This window comes from Porphyrobacter sp. YT40 (genome assembly GCF_006542605.1).
In the GTDB taxonomy this organism is placed as follows: domain Bacteria; phylum Pseudomonadota; class Alphaproteobacteria; order Sphingomonadales; family Sphingomonadaceae; genus Erythrobacter.
This window is the reverse complement of record NZ_CP041222.1, coordinates 592,533-613,780: the sequence shown is the minus strand read 5'-3', so window position 1 is coordinate 613,780 and position 21,248 is coordinate 592,533. Positions and strand designations below refer to the sequence as shown.

Sequence of the window (21,248 nt, the reverse complement as noted above, 5' to 3'; positions counted from 1 at the left end):
CACGCTCCATCATTCCACCAACTTGACCCCCCGGCAATTTGCGGCAAGTCAAAGGCCGCAAACCGCCGGAGGGGCATAGCAAGGCATGGCATCGACAACCCAACACGCAGACGTCGTGATCGTCGGCACCGGTCACGGCGGGGCGCAGGCGGCGATTGCCCTGCGCCAGCACGGGCACGCGGAGACGATCCTGATGATCGGGCGCGACAAGGCGCCGCCTTACGAGCGTCCGCCGCTGTCGAAGGAATATCTCGCCGGCGACAAGGGGTTCGAGCGGATCATGATCCGGCCCGAGGCGTTCTGGGCCGACAAGGGCATCGACCTGCGATTGGGCGCGGCGGTGACGGGAATCGAACCGCAGCATCACCGCCTGACGCTGTCGGACGGCGGCGAGGTCACCTATCGCAAGCTGATCTGGTCGGGCGGCGGCGATCCGCGCCGCCTGCCGGTGCCCGGCGCGGTGCTGCCCGGCGTGTTCTACGTCCGCGACAAGGCCGATGCCGATGCGATGATGGAGGCGCTCTCGGGCGGAGCGAAGCGCGCGGTGGTGATCGGCGGGGGCTATATCGGGCTCGAGGCGGCGGCGGTGCTGCGCAAGCTCGGCTGCGAGGTGGTGCTGGTCGAAATGCTCCCCCGTCTGCTGGCGCGCGTGGCGGGTGAGGAGCTCTCGGCCTTCTATGCCGAAGAACACCGGCGGCAGGGGGTCGACGTGCGGCTCGAAACCGGGGTGCAGGCGGTGTGCGGGGAGGACGCGGGGCGCGTTACCGGCGTCAAGCTCGACAGCGGCGAGGAAGTGCCCTGCGACATGGTCGTGGTCGGCATCGGCATCGTCCCCGCGGTCGCCCCGCTGATCGCGGCGGGCGCTGCTGGATCGAGCGGGGTGGATGTCGACGAGTTCTGCCGCACCACGCTCGATGACGTTTACGCCATCGGTGACTGCGCCGCCCACGCCAACCCCTTCGCCGACGGGGCGGTGATCCGGCTCGAATCGGTGCAGAACGCACACGACATGGCGAACACCGTCGCCAAGGCGATCATGGGCGACAAGCAGCCCTATCACGCGCTGCCGTGGTTCTGGTCGAACCAGTATGACCTGAAGCTCCAGACGGCGGGACTCAGCCTCGGCTTCGACCAGACCGTGCTGCGCGGCGATCCGGCGACGCGCAAGTTCACCGTGGCCTACCTCAAGGCCGGGGTGCCGATCGCCTTCGACTGCGTGGGGACGATGAAGGACTATGTGCAGGGGCGGAAACTGCTGGAGAGCGGCTGCGGGCGGATCGACCCGGCGCTGCTGGCCGATCCCGAAGTGCCGCTCAAGGATCTGATCTGAGCCGCCCCAGTGCCCACCGTGCCGCATCGGCCACCACCGGATCGGGATCGGCGGTTAACGCGCCGACCTGCGCGATCAATGCCGCGTTGCCGCTATTGCCCGCCGCGTAGAGGCAATTGCGGATGAAGCGGTCGCGCCCGATGCGCTTGATCGGGGAGCCCGAGAACAGGGCCCGGAATCCCGCATCGTCGAGCGCCAGCAACTCCTCCAATCGCGGTGCGACCAGTTCGGCGCGGGGGAGGAATTCCTTCATCGCCTGCGCTGCGGAGGCAAACTTGTTCCAGGGGCACACCGCGAGGCAATCGTCGCAGCCGTAGATGCGGTTGCCCAATGCGGCGCGGAATTCCTCGTCGACCGGCCCCTTGTGCTCGATGGTGAGGTAGGAAATGCAGCGCCGCGCATCGAGGCGGTAGGGCGCGGGGAAGGCGTCGGTCGGGCAGGCATCGAGACAGGCACGGCAGCTGCCGCACTGGTCGCGGTGCGGCGCGGCCGAGGCAAGCTCGAGCGTCGTGTAGATCGCCCCCAGAAACAGCCAGCTGCCGTGGGTGGGGCTGACCATGTTGGTGTGTTTGCCCTGCCAGCCGATCCCCGCCGCCTCGCCCAGCGGTTTTTCCATCACCGGTGCGGTGTCGACGAAGACCTTGACCTCCGCCCCCGGCACCTCCGCCACCAGCCAGCGGGCGAGCGCTTTCAAACGCTTCTTCACCACATCGTGATAGTCGCGGCCCTGTGCGTAGACCGAAATGCGCGCATGATCGGGCGAGCCCTCCAGCGCCAGCGGATCGTGGGCGGGAGCATAGGACATCCCCAGCGCGATCACGCTCTTCGCTGCGGGCCACAGGCCCTGCGGGGAGCGGCGCTCCGCCGCGCGGGCCGCCATCCACTCCATCGACCCGTGGTGCCCCTCGCCCAGCCATTGTTCGAGCCGCCCGGCGCGCAGCGGGTCCTCCCCCGCGCTCGCGAAACCGCAGGCCGCAAAGCCCTCGCCCAGCGCGCGCTCGGCGATCCGCTCGGCAAGGTTTGCGGGCGCGTTAACCATATTCGGAAGGGCTCCCGTTTAATCCTGATGCCTATGGGCCTAAGGCTATGGATATGGCGGTAAGCGATCACGACACCACGGGCAATCGGCAGCAGGGCTCCATCGCAGTGCCCCGGGACGCCCGCCCCCTCGCCATCGAGGCGCACGGGCTGGTCAAGAGCTTCGACGGCACCCGCGCGGTCGATGGCGTGGACATCGCCGTGCCCGAAGGCGCGATCTACGGTATTCTCGGCCCGAACGGCGCAGGCAAGACCACGACCTTGCGGATGCTGCTCGGCATCATCGACCCCGACGCGGGCGTGCGCCGGGTGTTTGGGCATGATCGCCCGCACGATATCGGCCGGTTGATCGGCTACCTTCCCGAAGAGCGCGGGCTCTACCCCGCCATGAAGTGCATCGAGGCGATCGCCTTCATGGGCGCGCTGCGCGGCCTCTCGCTCAAGGAAGGGCGCAAGCGCGCGGTGGAACTGCTCGAGCGCCACGGCCTTGCCCATGCCGCCGATCGCCAGATCCGCCAGCTGTCCAAGGGCATGGCGCAGACCGTCCAGCTGCTCGGCACGCTGGTGCACAAGCCCCGGCTGGTGGTGCTGGACGAGCCCTTCTCAGGGCTAGACGCGATCAACCAGGGCAAGCTCGAACTGATGATCCGCGCGCTGGCGGATGACGGGGTGACGGTGATCTTTTCGACCCACGTGATCCACCATGCCGAGCGGTTGTGCGAAGGTGTCGCCATCATCGCCGGGGGCAAGGTGCCCTATGCCGGATCGGTCGAAGCGGCGCGCGACCGTATCCCGGCGCAGGTGCGGCTGGAGACCCGCGCGCGCGAGGGCGGGTGGCTGGCGCTGCTCCCGCCCGAGACCCGCCGCAATGGCGATTTCTTCCACTTCCCGCTCCCCGAAAGCGGGATCGAGCCGCTGCTCAAGGGCCTGATCGACGGTGAGGCGGGCATCCTCTCGCTTTCGATCGAGCGCGCGGGCCTGCACGATGCCTTCGTCGCCATCGCGGGCGAGGCCGCCGCGCGCCAGTTGCAAGCCGACAACGAAGGAGCCGCCGCATGAGCGCGCCCGCCCTGCGCCCCCGCCTTTCCGCGCTCGAAGCCGCTTGGGTGATCGCCCGGCGCGATTTCGTCGCGGTGCTGTTCTCCCGCGCCTTTCTGTTCTTCCTGCTCGGCCCGCTGTTCCCGGTGATCGTCGGCGGGCTTGCCGGCAGCATCGGCGGCGAGGTGCAGCGCGAGGCGGTGAGCATCGAGGTCGGCCTCGCGCTCAGCCCTGCGGACAACGCCGCGATGGTGGCGGCGCGCGACCGGCTCGCCCCGCAGCTGGGCGGCGCCATGCCGATGCTGCGCCCCGTGCCCGAGGCCGAGAGCGACCCGGCCTTCGACGCGCGCGCCTTCATGGAGGCGCGGCGCGGCAACTACGCCGCGATCCTCACCGGCACCCCGGCCGCGCCGACGCTGGTCGGCACCGAGGGGCAATTGCGCCGCTGGCAGGGCCCAATCGGCCTCGTCGCCGCCGAAGCGATGAGCGCGGAGCCCGCCAGCTTCCCGCCCGTCAATGCCGAGATCGTCGCCACCAGCGCGGCTTCGGAACGCACCACCCGCATCCAGACCGCGCAGATCGCGCAGATGCTCCTGTTCCTGCTGACGATGCTGCTGGCGGGCATGGTGCTCTCCAACCTCGTCGAGGAGAAGGCCAACAAGATCATCGAGATTCTCGCCGCGGCGATCCCGATGGACGCGGTGTTCATGGGCAAGCTGTTTGCGATGCTGGCGGTGTCCTTCGTGGGCATTGCGGTGTGGGGCTCGGTCGCCTGGGGCCTGTGGGCGCTGGGCGGCGATGCGATCACGCAGGTGACCGGCTTCGATCTCGCCAACCTGCCCGCGCCTGCGGTCGGCTGGCCGCTGTTCGTGATGCTGGGCGTGCTCTATTTCGCGATGGCCTATCTCTTGCTGGGCGCACTGTTCCTGACGATCGGTTCGATGGCGACCTCGGTGCGCGAGGTACAGACGCTGTCGATGCCTGTGACGATGATGCAGCTGATGGTGTTCTTCCTCGCCGCCTATACGATCAAGCAGCCGGGCTCTTCGCTGGAGCTGGCCGCGATCGCCTTCCCGCTGTCCTCGCCCTTCGCGATGCTGGCGCGCGCGGCGATGGAGCCCGAGATCTGGACTCACGCCGCAGCGCTCGCCTGGCAGGCGGGTGCGGTGGTGCTGATCGTCAAGGGCGGCTCGCTGCTGTTCCGCAAGCGGGTGATGAAGTCGGGCGGCGCCGGGCGCGACAAGAGCAAGAAGGGCGCGCGGCTGGCGGCGTGATCAGTCTCCATTCGCAACCGACTATTGACAAGCCTGTCAGTTAGGGCAGGATGCGACTCGGAGCAGAGCCGCCCGTCCCAGAGGCGGCCTGACGGGAGACAGACATGGCCACCATCGCCCCGCCGCAGCGCCCCCAGGTGCGCCGCGAACCGACCTCTTACGAGGCCCTCAAAGCCCATTTCGAGAGCCATCCCGAAGAGCGCCCCAACCATCCGCACAAGTGGGATGTCAGCCGTTCGGACATCTATTTCGAGGATCGCTGGCAGCCGATCTTTGCGGAAATGCGCAAGGCCGGCCCGCTGCACTATATCCCCGAAAGCCCGTTCGGCCCCTATTGGGCGGTGGTCGGCCACAAGGCGATCCAGCATATCGAGGCTCTGCCCGAAACATTCTCGTCGAGCTGGGAGCATGGCGGAATCACCATCCTCAACCGGTTGAGCGAGGAAGAGGCCGCCGCTGCCAATATCGAAACCCGCGAGCTGCCGATGTTCATCGCGATGGACCGTCCGCAGCACACCGGCCAGCGCCGCACCGTCGCACCCAAGTTTACCCCTACTGCGATCACCGACATGGAAGCGGAAATCCGCGCCCGCACCGGCGAATTGCTCGATTCGCTGCCGCGCGGGCAAGTGTTCGACTGGGTCGACACGGTCTCGATCGAGCTGACCACGGGGATGCTCGCGATCCTGTTCGGATTTCCGTGGGAAGACCGCCGCTTGCTGACCTTCTGGTCGGACTGGTCGGGCGACACCGAACTCGCCACGGTGCGCGAGCTCGACGAGATGCACTGGGGCATCCTTCAGGAAATGGCGGCCTATTTCCAGTCGCTGTGGATCGAGCGGACGATGGACACGGAGCCGGGCAATGACCTCATCTCGATGATGATCCATTCGCCCGCGATGAACCAGATGCGGCCCGAGGAGTTCATGGGCAATCTGGTGCTGCTGATCGTCGGCGGCAACGACACCACCCGCAACACCATGAGCGGGATCATCCACGCCATGGACAAGTTCCCCGACCAGCGCAAAGCCTTCGAGGAACACCCCGAGCTGATCCCCAACGCGGTGCAGGAAATGCTGCGGATGCAGACCCCGCTCGCGCACATGCGCCGCACCTGCACCGAGGATACCGAGGTGTTCGGCCAGACCATCAAGGCGGGCGACAAGGTGGTGCTGTGGTACATCAGCGCCAACCGCGACGAGGAGGTGTTCGACAACCCCGACAAGCTCGACATCACGCGCGAGAACGCGCGGCGGCACCTCGCCTTCGGCTACGGCATCCACCGCTGCGTCGGCGCGCGGCTGGCCGAGCTGCAACTGAAGGTGCTGCTAGAGGAAATGCACAAGCGCCGGATGCGCGTCCACGTCGCGGGCGATGTCGAGCGGGTGCGTGCGAACTTCGTCCATGGCTTCCGCAAGCTTGAAGTGGAAGTCACGACATTCTGAAACTTCGGGCGGGGGCGGAACGTATATAGGGGCAGGACCAAAGGAGTTTTCCATGCCCACCCCGATGATCGACCGCCGCCGCCTGCTCGCGATCGGTGCCGCGCTGCCCTTCATCAGCGCTTGCGGCGAATCCCCGGCCGAGGCCAAGTCCTTTCCCAAGGGCAAGTCCGATGCCGAATGGCGCAGGCTGCTGACCAAGGATCAGTACTACGTGCTGCGCAAGGCGGGCACGGAGCGCGCCTTCACCTCGCCGCTCGACAAGGAAAAACGCAAAGGCACCTTCACCTGCGCGGGCTGCGGCAATGCGCTCTATGCCTCGGCGCACAAGTACGACAGCGGCACCGGCTGGCCGAGCTTCTGGCAGGCGATCGACAAGGGGGCCGTGGGCACCTCGACCGATTACCTGATCGGCTATCCGCGCACCGAAGTGCACTGCGCCGACTGCGGCGGGCATCTCGGCCACATCTTCGACGATGGCCCGCGGCCCACAGGCAAGCGCCACTGCATCAACGGCGTGGCGATGAAATTCGTCCCCGCCTGAGCGGGCCGCTTCACCCCTCGAGCAGCGCCGGAGCCTGGAGCAGCGCCGCCAGCCGGGCGAATTCGCCCAGCGTGAAGGTGTCGTCGAACACCACGCCATAGTGCCGGTCGCGCCGCCAGCGCACCTTGGCGCGCACGTCGCGCGGCTTGCCCATCAGGCTCGGCACCACGATCCGCACGTTCTGGTCGATCGAGAGCAGCGCATCGCAGGTGATCCGCGCGCCCTGCTGCGACAGGTTCTCCACCACCGCCTCGAAACTGCCGGTGAGACCGTGAACCATGACCGGGAAGCACAGGCCAAGCCGCAGGCCGCGCTTGGGATATTCGCTCGATTCGTTGACCAGTTTCGCGACATCGACCGAACCGTCGAAGCTGAACCCGGCCTCGTTATCGCGCTGCCAAACGCGGCTGATCTCGTAGATCGCGCCAGCGGGCATGTGCAGGGCGTAGTCCGTGCAGGTCGGCAGGGCATGGAACAGCCGCACGCTGACCCCGGTTTCCGACACGTCGCGGATGACGCAGACGAATTCGCCCTGCGCCGACACCAGCTTGGCGGCACGGATCAGCAGGGTGAAACGCGGCGCGGCGCGCTGGTCCGCGCTGGCGACGTCTGCGGGAAGTTCGCCGAGGATTTCGGCGGGGCGTTCTGGCGGCGGTTCGAGCCCTTGATTGAGCTGTGCTGGTTCCATGTCCTGTTGTCCCAACCCGACAGCCCCTGGTCCTGGCACTGGCGAGACATGCATGGGAGGCGACTGTCCCATGCTTCACCCAAGGCTTAGGCAGAAGGCGTTAAGGGGATGATAATGCGCGCGCCCGGGTGGTCTGACGGGCCCCGGGCAAATGACGTAGGGCGATCCGGGCGCGGCGATCCCTCGCGGCAGGGCCTATGGTACGGGCGGCGGGACTCGAACCCGCACGAGCAAAGCTCAGGGGATTTTAAGTCCCCGGCGTCTACCATTCCGCCACGCCCGCATCCCTGCTGCCCTTGGCACAGAATGGCATGGCAGCGCCAGAGCTTGCCAGCCCGACGGCGATGCCCCATCTCGCAGCTGGCAACACAGGGCAAGCGGGGCGTGGCATGGCGGGCGAAGTGGTGGAAACGATCCAGCCGGCGATCACGCTGCTGGGCCTCGGCATCGGCGCCGCGCTGGCGAGCCGCGCGCTGCGGCTCAATCCCATAGTCGGCTATCTCGGGCTGGGACTGGGTCTGGCGAGCCTCGGGCTGGCGGAGGATTTCAGCGGTTCGCTGGTCGCCGCGATTGCGGAAGCGGGGGTGATGTTCCTGCTGTTCAACCTCGGCCTGCATTTCTCGCTCGGGCGAATCCGCGCCGAGGCGGGCAATATCTTCGGCTTCGGCACCTTGCAGATGCTGATCGCGGGCGGTGGCTTTGCCGTGCTGCTGTGGCTGTTCGGCCTGCCGCCGATCTTCGCGGTGATCGCGGGCTTCGGGCTGGGCCTGTCCTCGACCGCCGTGGTGATCGGCCTGATCCGCGAGCGCGGGCAGGAGGATTGCCCGGTGGGCCGCGCGGCGCAATCGATCCTGATTTTCCAGGATATCGCCGCGATCCTGCTGCTGGTGACCGCAGGCGCACTCGCCAGCGGGGGCGATCTGGCCCCGGCGCTGGGGCTTGCCGCGGCCAAGGCGCTCGCCGCCTTCGGGATCGCGGTGATCTTCGCCCGCTTCCTCACCGAGCCGCTGTTCGCCCTGATCGCCCGCGCAGGCACGACCGAGGTCTATACCGCCACCGCGCTGTTCATCGCGCTCGCCGCCGGGTGGGCGACGGGGATGGCGGGGCTGTCGCTGACGCTCGGAGCCTTCCTCGGCGGGATGGCGGTGGCGGATTCGCGCTACCGCATTCTGGTGCAGACCGAGATCGACGCCTTTCGCGGGCTGTTCCTCAGTTTCTTCTTCATCTCGGTCGGCTTGTCGATCGACCCTGTGCTGCTGGCACGCGACTGGTGGCTGGTGGCGGGGCTGACCCTTGGGATGATCGCGCTGAAATGCGCCTTCAACGTCGGCGCGGGCCTGCTCAACCGCTGGTCGGTGCCGGGCTCGATCCAGCTCGGCTTCCTGCTGGGGCAGGGGAGCGAGTTCACACTGGTGCTGCTCGCTTTGCCCGCCGTAGCGGGTCTGGCCGAGCCGCGGCTTGTCTCGGCGCTGGTCACCGCGATCGCGATCAGCCTTGCGGTGACGCCGCTGATCTCGAACATCGGCCGCAAGCTCGCCGGACGGCTGCGGCAGGGCCCGGCCGACAGCAAGCTGGCGGGCGACGATGCGCCGGTGCTGATCATCGGCATGACCCCGGCGGGCCGTGCGGTCGCCGATGCGCTGGCGGCGAGCGATGTCGGCTACCTCGCGATCGATGCCGATCATGATCGCTTCCAGATGGCGCTGGCCGATGGCTACCACGTCCACAACGCCAACCCCGCCGATCCGCGCAGCTGGGAGGCGATCGGGGTGGAGCGGCGCGAGGTGCTGGTGGTGGCGACGGGCGACACCGCAGCCTCGCGCGAGCTGACGCCGCTGGCCGAGCAGCGGATGCCCGGAATCGCGCGGATCATCGCCGCGCCCGATGCGCAGGCCGCCAGCGAGATGGCCGCACTGGGCCTGCTGCCGGTCGACATGAGCCTGAGCGGCGGGGCCGAGCGGCTGACCGAGCTCGTCTTCGCGTCACTGGGCCGCGACCGGGTGCTGCCGATACCGGGGCTGGCGGCTTAGCTTGTTTGCGTCCCCGCCTCCGCGGGGACATCCTCGGTGCGTTTCGATCCTTACAGGATCGAGCACCTGCGGCTCGCGCGCGTGCGCTCGCGGTCGCTGCGCGACCGGCGCTAGCGCATCACGTTGAAGGTCGCGGCGGTTCGGCCCGCCGCAGGACGGGCCGCAAGGCCGACCGGCCGCCCGCAGGCGATCAGACGCGCAGCGGCTGAAACTCGCCGAGGAAAGGGGCGCGGATGCGCCCCTTACTTATTCAGACGCTCGCGGATTTCCTTGCCGGCCTTGAAATAGGGCACGCGCTTTTCGGGCACGTCGACCGTTTCGCCGGTGCGCGGGTTGCGACCGCTGCGCGCTTCGCGTTCGCGGGTCGAAAAGGCACCGAAGCCGCGCAGTTCGACCCGGCCACCTTCGGCCAGTCGCTGGGCTATTTCGTCGAAGAAGATATCCACGACCTGTTCGATTTCATCGGCACGAAGGTCGGGATTGTCCTTGTGCAATTCCTGCAACAACTCGGATCTGATCATGGCGATCTCCAAGCGCCCATGGACGGTTGCGCCGCCACATCACGCCCCATTGCGGGTTACCCCGTCGTTATGTTCAATTCGCCTCCGACCCGTGAGGCGGCCCCCTTTAATCGCAGACATGCACAAGATGCAATCCCGCTGCATGGAGCCCGCACAGATTGTCAGAATACGGCACACCGCGCAACCTGCATAAGTGTCAGTAAGCGGCAATTTCCTCTACGGAAGAGCGAGTTCCGCCGGATCGAGGCCGAGCCGCTGCATCCGGCTGCGGATTTCGGGCCATTCCTCGCGCAGGAAGGTCTCGCGCTCGGCCGCACGCAGCCGTTCCGCCGCGCCGCGCACGACATACATGCCGACACCGCGCTGCACTTCGACGAGGCCATCGTTCTGGAACTGCTGATAGGCCTTGGCGACGGTGAGCGGATTGGCCCCCTGCTCCGCCGCCAGCGCCCGCACCGACGGGAGCATCGCGCCCTCCGGATAGACCCCGTCGATGATCGCGGCGGCGATCTGGTCACGCAGCTTAAGATAGACGGGACGATTGGCGTTGGGGCTCATGGTGCATCAGTGCCATAATACAGCCATGCGGTCAATTGCCTTGCGGATCCGCCTCCGCGGGTCCGTCCTCGGCGAGTTTCCTACGCTTCGCTTCGGATCGCCTGCGGGCGCGCGGTCGCGCTTGCGGCCCGACCGTTGGCGGGCCAATGGTCGGCACCGCAGTGTCGGCGTCAAAGCCATTGCATTGCGCCCCTGCGCAACAAAAGCTTCACACGCGCGCAACAGGCGCTAGGGTGCGCTCCCATTGCGGTGGTGTGGTGAGGCACCTCCCCCAAACCATTCGATGGGGATCGAATTCATGATGGATATTTCGCTGTGGGGTTACGGTGAGTGGGCCGCGACCGTGGCCACTCTCGTGCTCGCCGCCTTTCTGATCGGGGGCGCATGGGCCGTCACCCGTCCGGGCGAGGAGGTTCTGGGACACCCCAAGGGCCTCTACATGCTGTTCTTCGCCGAAATGTGGGAGCGTTTCTCCTATTACGGCATGCGCGCGCTGCTGACGCTCTATCTCGTCAAGCACTGGCTCTATTCAGATGGCAGCGCCAACCTGATCTACGGGGCCTACACCTCGCTGGTCTATGTGACCCCGGTGCTGGGCGGCTGGCTCGCCGACCGCTATCTCGGGCAGCGCAAGGCGGTGGTGTTCGGTGCGGTGCTGCTGACCCTCGGGCACTTCTTCATGGCCTTCGAGGGTGACGGATCGGGCTATGGCAACGACCCCACGCTCAACGTCTTCTGGCTGGCGCTGGCGCTGATCATCGTCGGTTCGGGCTTCCTCAAGGCAAACATCTCGGTGCTGGTCGGGCAGCTCTACAGCCGCACCGACATCCGCCGCGACAGCGCCTACACCATCTTCTACATGGGCATTAACCTCGGCGCGACCTGCGGCGTGCTGATCGCCGCCTTCCTGGGCGAAACGGTCAGCTGGGCGCTGGGCTTCGGGCTTGCCGGTGTCGGCATGTTGCTGGGTCTGGTGGTGTTCGTGGCCGGCAAGGCGCTGCTGCGCGGCAATGGCGAGCCGCCGGTGCCCGCCAAGCTCAAACAGAAGGTCGCCGGGCTCAACCTCGAATGGCTGCTCTATGCGGTCGGCTTCGCGGGCGTTGCGGTGATCTGGGTGCTGATCCAGTTTCAGGAGACGGTCGGCTGGATCCTGCTCGCATCGGGTGCCGCCCTTCTGGTCTACGTGCTGATCGAAGCCTTCAAGCTCGACAGGGACGCGCGCGACCGGGTGTTCGCGATGATCTTCCTGATCCTGCTGATGCCGCTGTTCTGGGGCCTGTTTGAGCAGGCGGGCGGGTCATTGAATCTGTTTACCGATCGCCACGTCGATCGCGGCAGCGTGCCGACGACCTTCTTCCAGTCGATCAACTCGATCTACATCATCCTGCTCGGCCCGGTCTTCGTCGGCATCTGGCAGTTCCTCGCGCGGCGCGGGATCGAGCCGTCGACCCCGGCCAAGATGGGCCTCGGGATCGTGCAGATGGGTCTCGCCTTCGTGGTGATGGTGTGGGGAGCGGAGACCTTCAACGTCACCAATGCGGCAGGCGAAAACCTGATGCCGGTGCTGTTCCTGTTCATCTTCTACCTGCTGGCGACCACCGGCGAACTGTGCCTGTCCCCGGTCGGCCTGTCGGCGATCAACCGGCTGTCGGCACGCCACATGGCGAGCCTGATGATGGCGGCGTTCTTCTTCGGCACCGCGGGCGGCAATTTCGTCGCCGGATTCATGGGCTCGCTGATGGGCGAGGGCGAAGGCGGCAACATGACCCGCGAGGGCGCGCTGGAGGCCTATTGGACCATGGGTCTGGTGGCGACCGGCATCGGCGTGGTGATCGTGCTGGTCAGCCCGCTGGTGAAGAAGCTGATGCATCTCGACACGCTGCGCGACGACAATGTCGGCGACAATCTCGACGGGCAGGCGCAGGCCGGTCTGGAGAATCAGGAAGCCGGAATTCACCCGGCGACCCGCCCGGCCGAGTAAGCGCGACCGGACGCGAAAGTCGTCCAACGGCATGGACAAGCCCCCCGTTTCCCGTCACAAACGTGACAGGGAAACGGGAAGGGTTTTCGATGATTTCACGAATGAAACTGCGGTCGCGCGCGAGCGCGCTGGCCACGCTGGCGAGCGCTCTGGCGCTTTCGGCCTGCGCCACCACCGGCGGTTCGGGCGATACCGCCAGCGCCTCGGCCAAGTCCGATGACGCATTTGCCGCCACCCCGGCGGGCGAGCCTGTCTTCGCCTCGACCTACAAGCCCTTCCCCAATGTCGCCACCGCGATCCGCGGCGCGACCGTATATGACGGCAAGGGCGGCGTGATCGAGGGCGGCGTCGTGTTCATGAGCGGCGGCAAGATCGTCGCGGTCGGCGGCCCCGACACCCCGATCCCGGCGGACATCGCGGTGTTCGACGGCGCGGGCAAGTTCGTCACCCCCGGCATCATCGACATCCACTCGCACCTTGGCGACTATCCCTCGCCCGGTGTCGAGGCGCATTCCGATGGCAACGAAGCCACCGCGCCGACCACGCCCGAGGTCTGGGCCGAACATTCGGTCTGGCCGCAGGACCCCGGTTTCAGCCGCGCGCTCGCCAATGGCGGGATCACCGCGCTCCAGATCCTCCCCGGCTCGGCCAACCTGATGGGCGGGCGCTCGGTGACGCTCAAGAACGTGCCCGCGCGCACGGTGCAGGGGATGAAGTTCCCCGGCGCGCCCTATTCGATGAAGATGGCCTGCGGGGAGAACCCCAAGCGCGTTTATGGCAACCGCGGGCGGATGCCCTCCACCCGGATGGGCAACTTCGCGGTCAACCGCGAAACCTGGCTGGGCGCAATCGACTATGCCAACCAGAAAGACCCCAAGCGCGATCTCGCCAAGGAGACGCTGGTGGGCGTGCTCAAGGGCGAAATCCTGATCCAGAACCACTGCTACCGTGCCGACGAAATGGCGCTGGTGCTCGATATGGCCAAGGAGATGGGCTACAAGGTCGCCGCCTTCCACCACGCGGTCGAGGCCTACAAGATCGGCGACCTGCTGCGCGAGAACGACGTGTGCAGCGCGATCTGGGCCGACTGGTACGGCTTCAAGATGGAAAGCTATGACGGCATCCTTGAAAACGCCGCCTTCCTGCAACGCGAAGGTGCCTGCGTGGTGATCCACTCGGATGACCAGAACGATATCCAGCGCCTCAATCAGGAAGCCGCCAAGGCGCAGGCTGCCGGGCAAAGGCTGGGCATGGACATCCCCGATGCCACCGTGATCCAGTGGATCACGCTGAACCCCGCCAAGGCGATGGGGATCGACAAGCTCACCGGCAGTCTCGAACCCGGCAAGATGGCCGATGTGGTGCTGTGGAACGGCGATCCGCTGAGCGTCTATTCGCGGCCCGAGAAGGTGTGGATCGACGGCGCGCTGATGTTCGACGCGATGAACCCCAAGAACCGTCCGGTGAGCGATTTCGAGCTCGGCCAGCCCGGTGAAGGAGATGTGAAATGAAGCGCCTTCTGACGCTGGCGGCGAGCGTTCTCGCCCTCACCGCCCCTGCGATGGCGCAGGATGTCACCATCACCAATGCGCGGCTCGTGATCGGCGACGGCTCGGCCCCGATCGAGGGCGGCACCGTGGTCGTGCGCGGGGGGAACGTGGTCTATGCCGGCCCCGCCGCCGGCGCGCCGCAAGGCGGCACCGCGGTCGACGCGGGCGGCGCATGGGTCACGCCCGGCATCTTCGCCACGGTGACGACGCTGGGCCTCGCCGATGTCTCGGCGGTGGACGAATCGAACGATATCACCGCGCGCGAGACGCCGTTCAGCGCGGCGCTCGACGCGGCGACTGCGATCAACCCGACCTCGCAGCACATCCTCGTCCACAAGGCTGCCGGGATCACCCGTGCGGCGACGGCGATGATGCCTTCGGGCTCGATCTTTGCCGGGCAGGGCGCGATCATCGATCTGGATGGCGATGCCACTCCGGTGGTGCAGGCGCGCGCCTTCCAGATGATCAACCTCGGTGAAGGCGGGGCGGACCGTGCAGGTGGCAGCCGCGCCGCCGCCCATGCCCTGCTGCGCGCCGCCCTGCGCGAGGCGCAGGCGCTGGTGGGCAAGGCGGGCATCCCAGAGACCACAGAGATCGGCAAGGACGACGAAGTGCTGCTCTCGCGCTTCGACGCCGAGGCGCTGGTGCCGGTGGTGACGGGCCGCCAGAAGCTCTATGTCGCGGTCGACCGCATGGCCGATATCCGCAGCGTTCTGGCGCTGAAGCAGGAATACCCGCGCCTCGATCTGGTGCTGGTCGGCGCCACGGAAGGCTGGCTGGTGGCGGACGAAATCGCCGCCGCGGGCGTGCCGGTGATCGCCAACGGATTGATCGACCTGCCCGAGACTTTCGAGCAATTGGGGGCGACCCAGTCCAACGCGGGGCGCATGGCCAAGGCGGGCGTGAAGGTCGCGATCAACGCCGCGACCATGCAGGACCCGCGCCGATTGCAGCAGGTGGCGGGGAACCTCGTCGCTCTGACGAAGATGCCCGGTGCGACCGGCATGGAGTGGGGTCAGGCCTTCGCCGCGATCAGCTCCGTCCCCGCCGAGATCAGCGGCATGGGCGGCAAGGCGGGGGTGCTCAAGCCCGGGGCAATGGGCGATGTGGTGATCTGGACCGACGATCCGCTGGAAGTCGGCAGCGTGCCGACGCAGGTGTTCATCGGCGGCGTGGCGCAGGATCTCACCAACCACCAGACCCGTCTGCGCGATCGCTACAAGACGCTCGACGAAAGCAATCGGCCCAAGGCCTACGACTGGTAGGCAGCCGCGCCGCCGATGCTATAGTCTCCCCCGGATCGAGCGATCATCCGGGGGAGTGAGCATGGGCGGAGACATCATCAATTTGATCGCGGCGAATGTCGCCTTCGTCGGCACGCATTTCGCGATGTCGCATCCGCTGCGTGCGCCCATGGTGAAGGCACTGGGCGAGAAGGGCTTCTCCCTCGCCTATACCCTCGTCAGCTTCGCCACGCTGGCGTGGGTCTACTTCGCCGTCGTCGCCGCGCCGCCGGCCGATCTGCCGGGCTCGGGCAATGTCGGCTGGATCATCGCCACTATGCTGACCTGGCCCGCGATGGTGCTGCTGGCGGGCTCCTTCGCCGGAAACCCTGCGCTTCCCACGCCCATGGCCGAAGCCCAGACCCGCGCCGAGCCGCAAGGTGCGCTGCGTGTCACCCGGCATCCGATGATGTGGGGAATCGGGCTGTGGGCGATCTCGCATCTGGTGCTGTTCTGGAGCACCCGGACGATGATCACCGCGCTCGCGATGGGCATCCTCGCGCTGGTCGGTGCGCGGTTGCAGGACGCCAAGAAGGAAAGGCTGATGGGCGAGGCCTGGGCCGAATGGGAGCGCAAGACCAGCTACTGGCCGCGCTGGGGGCAGCTCTTCAGCGTCGGCGCGGTGCCGCTGCTGGCGGGAACGATCCTGTGGCTGGCGGGCCAATGGCTCCACCTGTGGCGCGCGGCGATCGACGCGGGGGTGTGGCGGTGGCTCTAGAGCCCTAGCCCGTTCAGCCACGCCACCTGCGCGGCCTGAACCCCGGCATCGTGCGAGATCATGTGCTCCGCCCCTTCGACGGCGCGGAATGTCGCGGTGGGCGCGGCCTTGGCAAGGCGTTCTCCGAGCGCGAAGGGCACGACCGTATCGGCGGTGCCGTGCAGGATCAGGATCGGCATCCTCAGGCGCGGCACCTTGGCGATATTCTCGAACCGGTCGCGCACGAGCAAGCCCGCCGGGACAAGGGGCATGGCCTCCCCGGCCGCATCGGGGAGAGAGGTGAGCGGTGCGAGCAGCACCAGCGCGGCGGGCGCAAATTCGCGCGCCATCTGCGTCGCGGTGCCGGTGCCGAGCGAATGGCCGACGATCACCGTCTGCTCCGCTGCAAGCCCCTGAGCGCCGAGAAAGGCCATAGCCGCGCGCCCATCCTGGTAGAAACCCGCTTCCGAAGGCGCCCCCGGATTGCCGCCATAGCCGCGATATTCTACCAGCAGCACGCCATAGCCCTGCTCGGCGTAGGCCTGCGTCTCGAAACGGGCACCTGCGAGCGAGCCGCCATTGCCATGAAAGAACACGATCGCGGGCCGCCCCGCATCCGGCGCACGCCAATGGGCTTGCAGGGCGAGGCCGTCTGCGGTTTGCAGCGTGACCTCCGCAAAGCCCGGCGCCGGGGCGTGGCGTTCCTGCGGAGCGGGGTAGATCAGGCTGCGCTGCGCGAAGAACAACACCGCCAGCACCGCAAGGTAGGCAACCAGCAGCCCGACAGCGAGCCGCCGCGCGAGCCGTGCCAAGCGCCTACTCCCCCGTGAACACCGGGCTGCGCTTTTCGATCAGCGCGGCGACGCCTTCGGCGTGGTCGGCGGTGGTGTGCATCATCGCCTGGGTGTTGGCGGCGAGTTCGAGCGCGGTGTCGTAGCTGACCTGCTGGCCCTGCCGCAGCAGGTTCTTGGTGTGGCGCAGCGAATGCGGCGGGAGCAGGGCGATCCTGCCCGCCAGCGCGCGCGCTTCGTCCATCAGGGCTTGCGGTTCGACCACCCGGCTGACGAGGCCCCAGTCCTTGGCGATGGCGGCGTCGATCACGTCGCCGGTATAGAACAGCTCCGCCGCGCGGCTCATCCCGATCACGCGGGGGAGGATCCAGGTGCCGCCATCGCCGGGGATGATCCCGAGCTTGAGGAAGGTGACGCCGAACTTGGCGCTCTCGCTGGCGATGCGGATATCGGCGAGGCACGCGACATCGCAGCCCAACCCGATCGCCGGGCCGTTGACCGCCGCGATCAGCGGCACGCGAATGCCATAGAGCGCGCGCAGCATCAGGTGGATATTGTCGCGGTAGCCATCGGAGATTGCAGGCGTGGTGCCACCGAAAGTGCCGGTCTTGTCGCGCATCGCCTTGACGTCGCCGCCCGCGCTGAAGGCCCGGCCCGCACCGGTGAGGATCACCACCCGGCATTCCATGTCGCGGTTGATCGCATTGGCGACCTCCACGAAGGCATCCCCGTCCCCCGGCGCGCCGAGCGGGTTCATCGTCTCGGCCCGGTCGAGCGTGAGAATGGTAACGGGGCCTTCCTTGGCCACTTGGATCAGGGACATGCGGAGCCTTGCACTATTTCGACAATCAGTTCAGCCTGCGTATAGGCGGGCGGGAACAAGGGCAAGGCTACGGCCTTGTGTCCCTTGCTATTGATAGGGGTGAAGCGGAGAACCCAATTGCCCAGCCTGACCCTGCTTGCCTCCTCCCCGCCGTTGATGAGCGCCGTGCTGGCGCTTGCCCCGCCTGCACCCCTGCCGCCGCCTGCGCCTGCTGCCGGGGTGGTGCCGATCGCGTGGAGCCTCGCGGAGCCGCAGGAAGAGCCCGCCGGCCCGCAGGATGATACGCCGGTGCCCGCCGATGGTGCGCCTGTCGAGGGGGAAGCACCGCCCGAGGAAGAGATCAACGAAATCGTGGTCGAGGGCGATTACGGCCCGCCCGCAAGCGATCCGGCGGAGGAAATCAACGCCGAAAGCTATCGCATCACCCAGGCGGTCGATTCCGCGCTGGTCGAACCCGTCGCCTATGCCTATCGCGATGGCCTGCCCGAGCCGGTGCGCGATGGGCTCGGCAATGTGGTGCGCAACCTCGGCGAGCCGAGCAATGCGCTCAACTTCCTGCTGCAGGGCAAGGTCGGCAAGGCGTTCGAGACGCTGGGGCGGTTCGCGATCAACTCCACCATCGGCGTGGGCGGGCTGTTCGACGTGGCCGGCAAGAGGGCCGATCTGCCCTATCGCCGCAACGGCTTTGCCAACACGCTGGGCTATTACGGGGTGGGGCCGGGGCCCTATCTCTACCTGCCGGTGACCGGCGCGACCAGCGTGCGCGATCTGGCGGGGAGCACGCTCGACCAGCTGCTGCTGCCGGTGGCTTTCGGCAAGCCTTTCAACCGCACCGAGTTTGCCGCGAGCTATTTCGTGGTCAATGGCCTCGACCAGCGCCTGACCTTCGACGAGGAAATCGCGGCGATCCGCGATTCCGACGATCCCTATGGCTTGCGCCGCGAAACCTATCTCGCCCAGCGCCGCCGCGACATCGCGCAGCTGAAGGGCGAGCCGATCTCGGAAGAGGACGCCGAATGGCTCGCGGAGCTTGAGGAACTGAAGAAGCAGCAGTCGACGGCGCCCGCGCCCTCGGGCGAAAGCACTGCGCCGGTTGAGCCGCCTGCCAATCCCGAAGCCCTGCTGATCACGCAGCCGGGTCGCTAGGGTCGCTCTCCAAGGTCGCGTCCTCGCGCGCCCATCTCCGCTTTTCGGCTTCCGTGGCCGGAAAGTGCGCCCAGATCGCCCGGATGATGGCATCGAGCGGTTGATCGAGATGGGTTGTCCAGATCCACACGTCGCCAAAGAATTCGCGCGCGCCGCTGCCGTTCAGCCGCCAGATGAACCGGCGGTGGCGGGTCTCGACCGGATATTTGGCGGGCTTGAACAGAAAGATCGCCAGTTTCGACATGTCCCGCGAGATCTCGTCGGTCCGCATCGTCTTGATCGAGCGAAGGGCAATTCGCTGCTCGCGATGCGAGCGGACGTAGAGCCCGTCCGCGTCGATGATGACTTGCGGCCGCCGGTCGAACAGGCGGACGGCGAGGGCGCAGGCCATCCCGCCGAAGAACAGCACCCCCGAGCCCCCGACCATCGAGGTAAAGATGCTTCCGCCGGTCAGCGCCATGAACAGGCCTGCCGCGGCCATCGCGCCGGACAGTGCGACCCAGACAAGCAGTTTCGAAACCGAAAAGCGCGCCACGAAGGGCTCGGGCGCGCTGTCCGCCATTGCCTCAGGCCCGCGCTTCCTCGCCCGTCTCGATCCCGGCAGAGTTGTGCTTCAGCGCTTTCAGCACCGTATCGACGATCTGCGGCGCGTTGAGCCCCGCCTCGTCGTACTGCTTCATCGGATCGTCGTGATCGATGAAGGTATCGGGCAGGCGCAGGGTACGAACTTTCAACCCGTTGTCGGTGAGGCCGGAGTCGCTGGCAAAGGTCAGCACGTGCGCGCCGAGGCCGCCGATGGCGCCTTCCTCGACCGTCACGATCACCTCGTGGCTGCGCATCAGCTTGGCGATCAGGTCTTCGTCGAGCGGCTTGGCGAAGCGCAGGTCGGCGACCGTGGTGGAAAGCCCCTTGGCCTCCAGCGTGTCGGCGGCCTTCAGTGCCTCGGTCAGGCGCGCGCCCAGCGAGAGGATCGCGACCTTGCTGCCTTCACGCACCAGGCGGCCCTTGCCGATTTCGAGCTTCACCGGAACCTCGGGCAGGGGAACCCCGGTGCCGTTGCCGCGCGGATAGCGGAAGGCGATGGGGCCTTCATCATACTCGGCGGCGGTGTAGGTCATGTGGACCAGCTCCGCCTCGTCGGCGGCGGCCATCACCACCATGTTCGGCAGCGTGGCAAGATAGGTAATGTCGAAGCTCCCCGCGTGGGTCGCCCCGTCGGCGCCGACCAGCCCCGCGCGGTCGATCGCGAAGCGCACGGGCAGGTTCTGGATGCACACATCGTGCACCACCTGGTCATAGGCGCGCTGGAGGAAGGTGGAATAGATCGCCGCAAAGGGCCGCATCCCCTCGGCCGCTAGGCCCGCCGCGAATGTCACCGCGTGCTGTTCGGCAATGCCGACATCGAAGGTGCGGGTGGGGTGCGCCTTGGCGAACTTGTCGACGCCGGTGCCGCTCGGCATTGCGGCGGTGATCGCGCAGATGCGGTCATCGCTCTCGGCGAGCTTCGCCAGCGTCAGGCCGAACACGTCCTGATAGGCAGGCGCGCTGGGGTTGCTCTTGGCCTTTTCGCCGGTGACGACGTTGAACTTTGGCACGCCGTGATACTTGTCGGCGGAGTTTTCGGCCGGGGCATAGCCCTTGCCCTTTTCGGTCACGACATGGATCAGCACCGGGCCTTCCGAGGTGTCGCGCACGTTCTCCAGCACGGGCAGCAGGTGGTCGAGATTGTGCCCGTCGATCGGGCCGACATAGTAGAAGCCCAGTTCCTCAAACAGCGTCCCGCCGGTCACCATGCCGCGGGTGAATTCCTCGGCCTTGCCGATGGTGTCGTGCATCCGGCGGCTGAGCTTCTTGACCGCGCGGCTGGCGAGGCTGCGGATGCCGAGATATTCGCTCGAGGAAACCATGCGCGCGAGATAGGCCGAGAGGCCGCCGACGGGCGGGGCGATCGACATGTCGTTGTCGTTGAGGATCACGATCAGCCGGTTGCCCGCCTGCGCGGCGTTGTTCATCGCCTCGTAGGCCATCCCGGCGCTCATCGAACCGTCGCCGATCACCGCGATACCGCGCCCCGGCTTGCCCTGCAGCTTGTTGGCCACGGCAAAGCCCAGCGCCGCCGAAATCGAGGTCGAGGAGTGCGCCGCGCCGAACGGATCGTATTCGCTTTCCGACCGCTTGGTGAAGCCGCTTAGCCCCCCGCCCTGCCGCAAGGTGCGGATGCGGTCGCGGCGGCCGGTGATGATCTTGTGCGGGTAGCACTGGTGGCCCACGTCCCACACCAGCTTGTCGTCGGGCGTGTTGAAGACATAGTGGATCGCGACGGTCAGCTCGACCACCCCGAGGCCGGAGCCGAGATGGCCCCCGGAAACGCTGACCGCGTCGATCATCTCGGCGCGGAGTTCGTCGGCAAGCTGGCGGAGTTGTTCGGGCTTCAGGCGGCGCAGATCGTCGGGAGTGTCAACCTGATCGAGCAGCGGAGTGTAAGGCGGTTGTGTCATAACCGTTGGCCTTACA

19 protein-coding genes and 1 tRNA gene are annotated in these 21,248 nt (G+C 67.1%); 11 read left to right on the top strand and 9 right to left on the bottom strand.

The annotated features are described in order from the left end of the window. Positions 1-85: 85 nt before the first annotated feature. A complete protein-coding gene (locus E2E27_RS02890; RefSeq protein ID WP_141457600.1) occupies positions 86-1,330 on the top strand; it encodes an NAD(P)/FAD-dependent oxidoreductase in 1,245 nt (414 codons plus the stop codon). Here E2E27_RS02890 and queG read toward each other — a convergent pair. Beyond that, the gene (queG, locus tag E2E27_RS02885) at positions 1,314-2,369 is read right to left on the bottom strand and encodes a tRNA epoxyqueuosine(34) reductase QueG (protein WP_141457599.1); all 1,056 of its coding nucleotides are present in this window, start codon (positions 2,367-2,369) and stop codon (positions 1,314-1,316) included. The genes E2E27_RS02890 and queG overlap by 17 nt on opposite strands. Before the next feature lie 47 nt (positions 2,370-2,416). Here queG and E2E27_RS02880 point away from each other — a divergent pair, with 47 nt between their 5' ends. From E2E27_RS02880 to msrB, 4 genes are all read left to right on the top strand, one after another. Continuing rightward, positions 2,417-3,427 (top strand): ABC transporter ATP-binding protein, encoded by a 1,011-nt coding sequence (locus E2E27_RS02880; protein WP_141457598.1) that lies wholly within the window; start codon positions 2,417-2,419, stop codon positions 3,425-3,427. Further along, the gene (locus E2E27_RS02875; protein WP_141457597.1) at positions 3,424-4,680 is read left to right on the top strand and encodes an ABC transporter permease; all 1,257 of its coding nucleotides are present in this window, start codon (positions 3,424-3,426) and stop codon (positions 4,678-4,680) included. The genes E2E27_RS02880 and E2E27_RS02875 overlap by 4 nt, the downstream gene beginning before the upstream one ends. Positions 4,681-4,784: 104 nt before the next feature. Next, entirely contained in the window at positions 4,785-6,125 is a 1,341-nt protein-coding gene (locus E2E27_RS02870; RefSeq protein ID WP_141457596.1) for a cytochrome P450, read from the top strand. 52 nt (positions 6,126-6,177) lie between these two features. Beyond that, the gene (msrB, locus tag E2E27_RS02865; RefSeq protein WP_141457595.1) at positions 6,178-6,666 is read left to right on the top strand and encodes a peptide-methionine (R)-S-oxide reductase MsrB; all 489 of its coding nucleotides are present in this window, start codon (positions 6,178-6,180) and stop codon (positions 6,664-6,666) included. Between the two features lie 10 nt (positions 6,667-6,676). On the opposite strand, the gene E2E27_RS02860 is transcribed toward msrB, so the two are convergent. After that, positions 6,677-7,354 (bottom strand): PilZ domain-containing protein, encoded by a 678-nt coding sequence (locus tag E2E27_RS02860; protein WP_141457594.1) that lies wholly within the window; start codon positions 7,352-7,354, stop codon positions 6,677-6,679. Between the two features lie 198 nt (positions 7,355-7,552). After that, positions 7,553-7,637, bottom strand: a tRNA-Leu gene (locus tag E2E27_RS02855). A gap of 61 nt (positions 7,638-7,698) precedes the next feature. On the opposite strand from E2E27_RS02855, the gene E2E27_RS02850 reads away from it, so the two are divergent. Beyond that, positions 7,699-9,384 carry a cation:proton antiporter domain-containing protein gene (locus E2E27_RS02850; RefSeq protein ID WP_234036161.1) on the top strand — a complete coding sequence of 562 codons (1,686 nt, stop codon included), beginning with the start codon at positions 7,699-7,701 and terminating at the stop codon, positions 9,382-9,384. 242 nt (positions 9,385-9,626) lie between these two features. Here E2E27_RS02850 and E2E27_RS02845 read toward each other — a convergent pair whose 3' ends face one another. After that, complete coding sequence (locus E2E27_RS02845) at positions 9,627-9,905, bottom strand: integration host factor subunit beta (RefSeq protein ID WP_017664490.1); 279 nt, start codon at positions 9,903-9,905, stop codon at positions 9,627-9,629. A 216-nt stretch (positions 9,906-10,121) separates the two neighbouring features. Next, positions 10,122-10,463, bottom strand: coding sequence for a GntR family transcriptional regulator (locus tag E2E27_RS02840; protein WP_141457593.1), 342 nt, complete (start codon positions 10,461-10,463; stop codon positions 10,122-10,124). A gap of 298 nt (positions 10,464-10,761) precedes the next feature. On the opposite strand from E2E27_RS02840, the gene E2E27_RS02835 reads away from it, so the two are divergent. From E2E27_RS02835 to E2E27_RS02820, 4 genes are all read left to right on the top strand, one after another. Beyond that, positions 10,762-12,444, top strand: coding sequence for a peptide MFS transporter (locus E2E27_RS02835; protein WP_141457592.1), 1,683 nt, complete (start codon positions 10,762-10,764; stop codon positions 12,442-12,444). A 101-nt stretch (positions 12,445-12,545) separates the two neighbouring features. Continuing rightward, complete coding sequence (locus E2E27_RS02830; protein WP_141457591.1) at positions 12,546-13,955, top strand: amidohydrolase; 1,410 nt, start codon at positions 12,546-12,548, stop codon at positions 13,953-13,955. Further along, positions 13,952-15,259 (top strand): amidohydrolase family protein, encoded by a 1,308-nt coding sequence (locus E2E27_RS02825; protein WP_141457590.1) that lies wholly within the window; start codon positions 13,952-13,954, stop codon positions 15,257-15,259. The genes E2E27_RS02830 and E2E27_RS02825 overlap by 4 nt, the downstream gene beginning before the upstream one ends. A gap of 61 nt (positions 15,260-15,320) precedes the next feature. Beyond that, positions 15,321-15,995, top strand: a complete 675-nt coding sequence (locus E2E27_RS02820; RefSeq protein WP_141457589.1) for an NnrU family protein — start codon at positions 15,321-15,323, stop codon at positions 15,993-15,995. On the opposite strand, the gene E2E27_RS02815 is transcribed toward E2E27_RS02820, so the two are convergent. Continuing rightward, entirely contained in the window at positions 15,992-16,786 is a 795-nt protein-coding gene (locus tag E2E27_RS02815; RefSeq protein WP_141457588.1) for an alpha/beta hydrolase, read from the bottom strand. The two genes, E2E27_RS02820 and E2E27_RS02815, sit on opposite strands and share 4 nt — an antisense overlap. A gap of 4 nt (positions 16,787-16,790) precedes the next feature. Beyond that, positions 16,791-17,588 carry a crotonase/enoyl-CoA hydratase family protein gene (locus tag E2E27_RS02810; RefSeq protein WP_141457587.1) on the bottom strand — a complete coding sequence of 266 codons (798 nt, stop codon included), beginning with the start codon at positions 17,586-17,588 and terminating at the stop codon, positions 16,791-16,793. A gap of 156 nt (positions 17,589-17,744) precedes the next feature. Here E2E27_RS02810 and E2E27_RS02805 point away from each other — a divergent pair, with 156 nt between their 5' ends. Continuing rightward, the gene (locus tag E2E27_RS02805; protein ID WP_181443534.1) at positions 17,745-18,734 is read left to right on the top strand and encodes an MlaA family lipoprotein; all 990 of its coding nucleotides are present in this window, start codon (positions 17,745-17,747) and stop codon (positions 18,732-18,734) included. Here E2E27_RS02805 and E2E27_RS02800 read toward each other — a convergent pair. After that, the gene (locus E2E27_RS02800) at positions 18,715-19,296 is read right to left on the bottom strand and encodes an STM3941 family protein (protein WP_141457585.1); all 582 of its coding nucleotides are present in this window, start codon (positions 19,294-19,296) and stop codon (positions 18,715-18,717) included. The two genes, E2E27_RS02805 and E2E27_RS02800, sit on opposite strands and share 20 nt — an antisense overlap. Before the next feature lie 4 nt (positions 19,297-19,300). Beyond that, positions 19,301-21,232 (bottom strand): 1-deoxy-D-xylulose-5-phosphate synthase, encoded by a 1,932-nt coding sequence (gene dxs / locus E2E27_RS02795; protein WP_141457584.1) that lies wholly within the window; start codon positions 21,230-21,232, stop codon positions 19,301-19,303. Between the last annotated feature and the right edge of the window lie 16 nt (positions 21,233-21,248).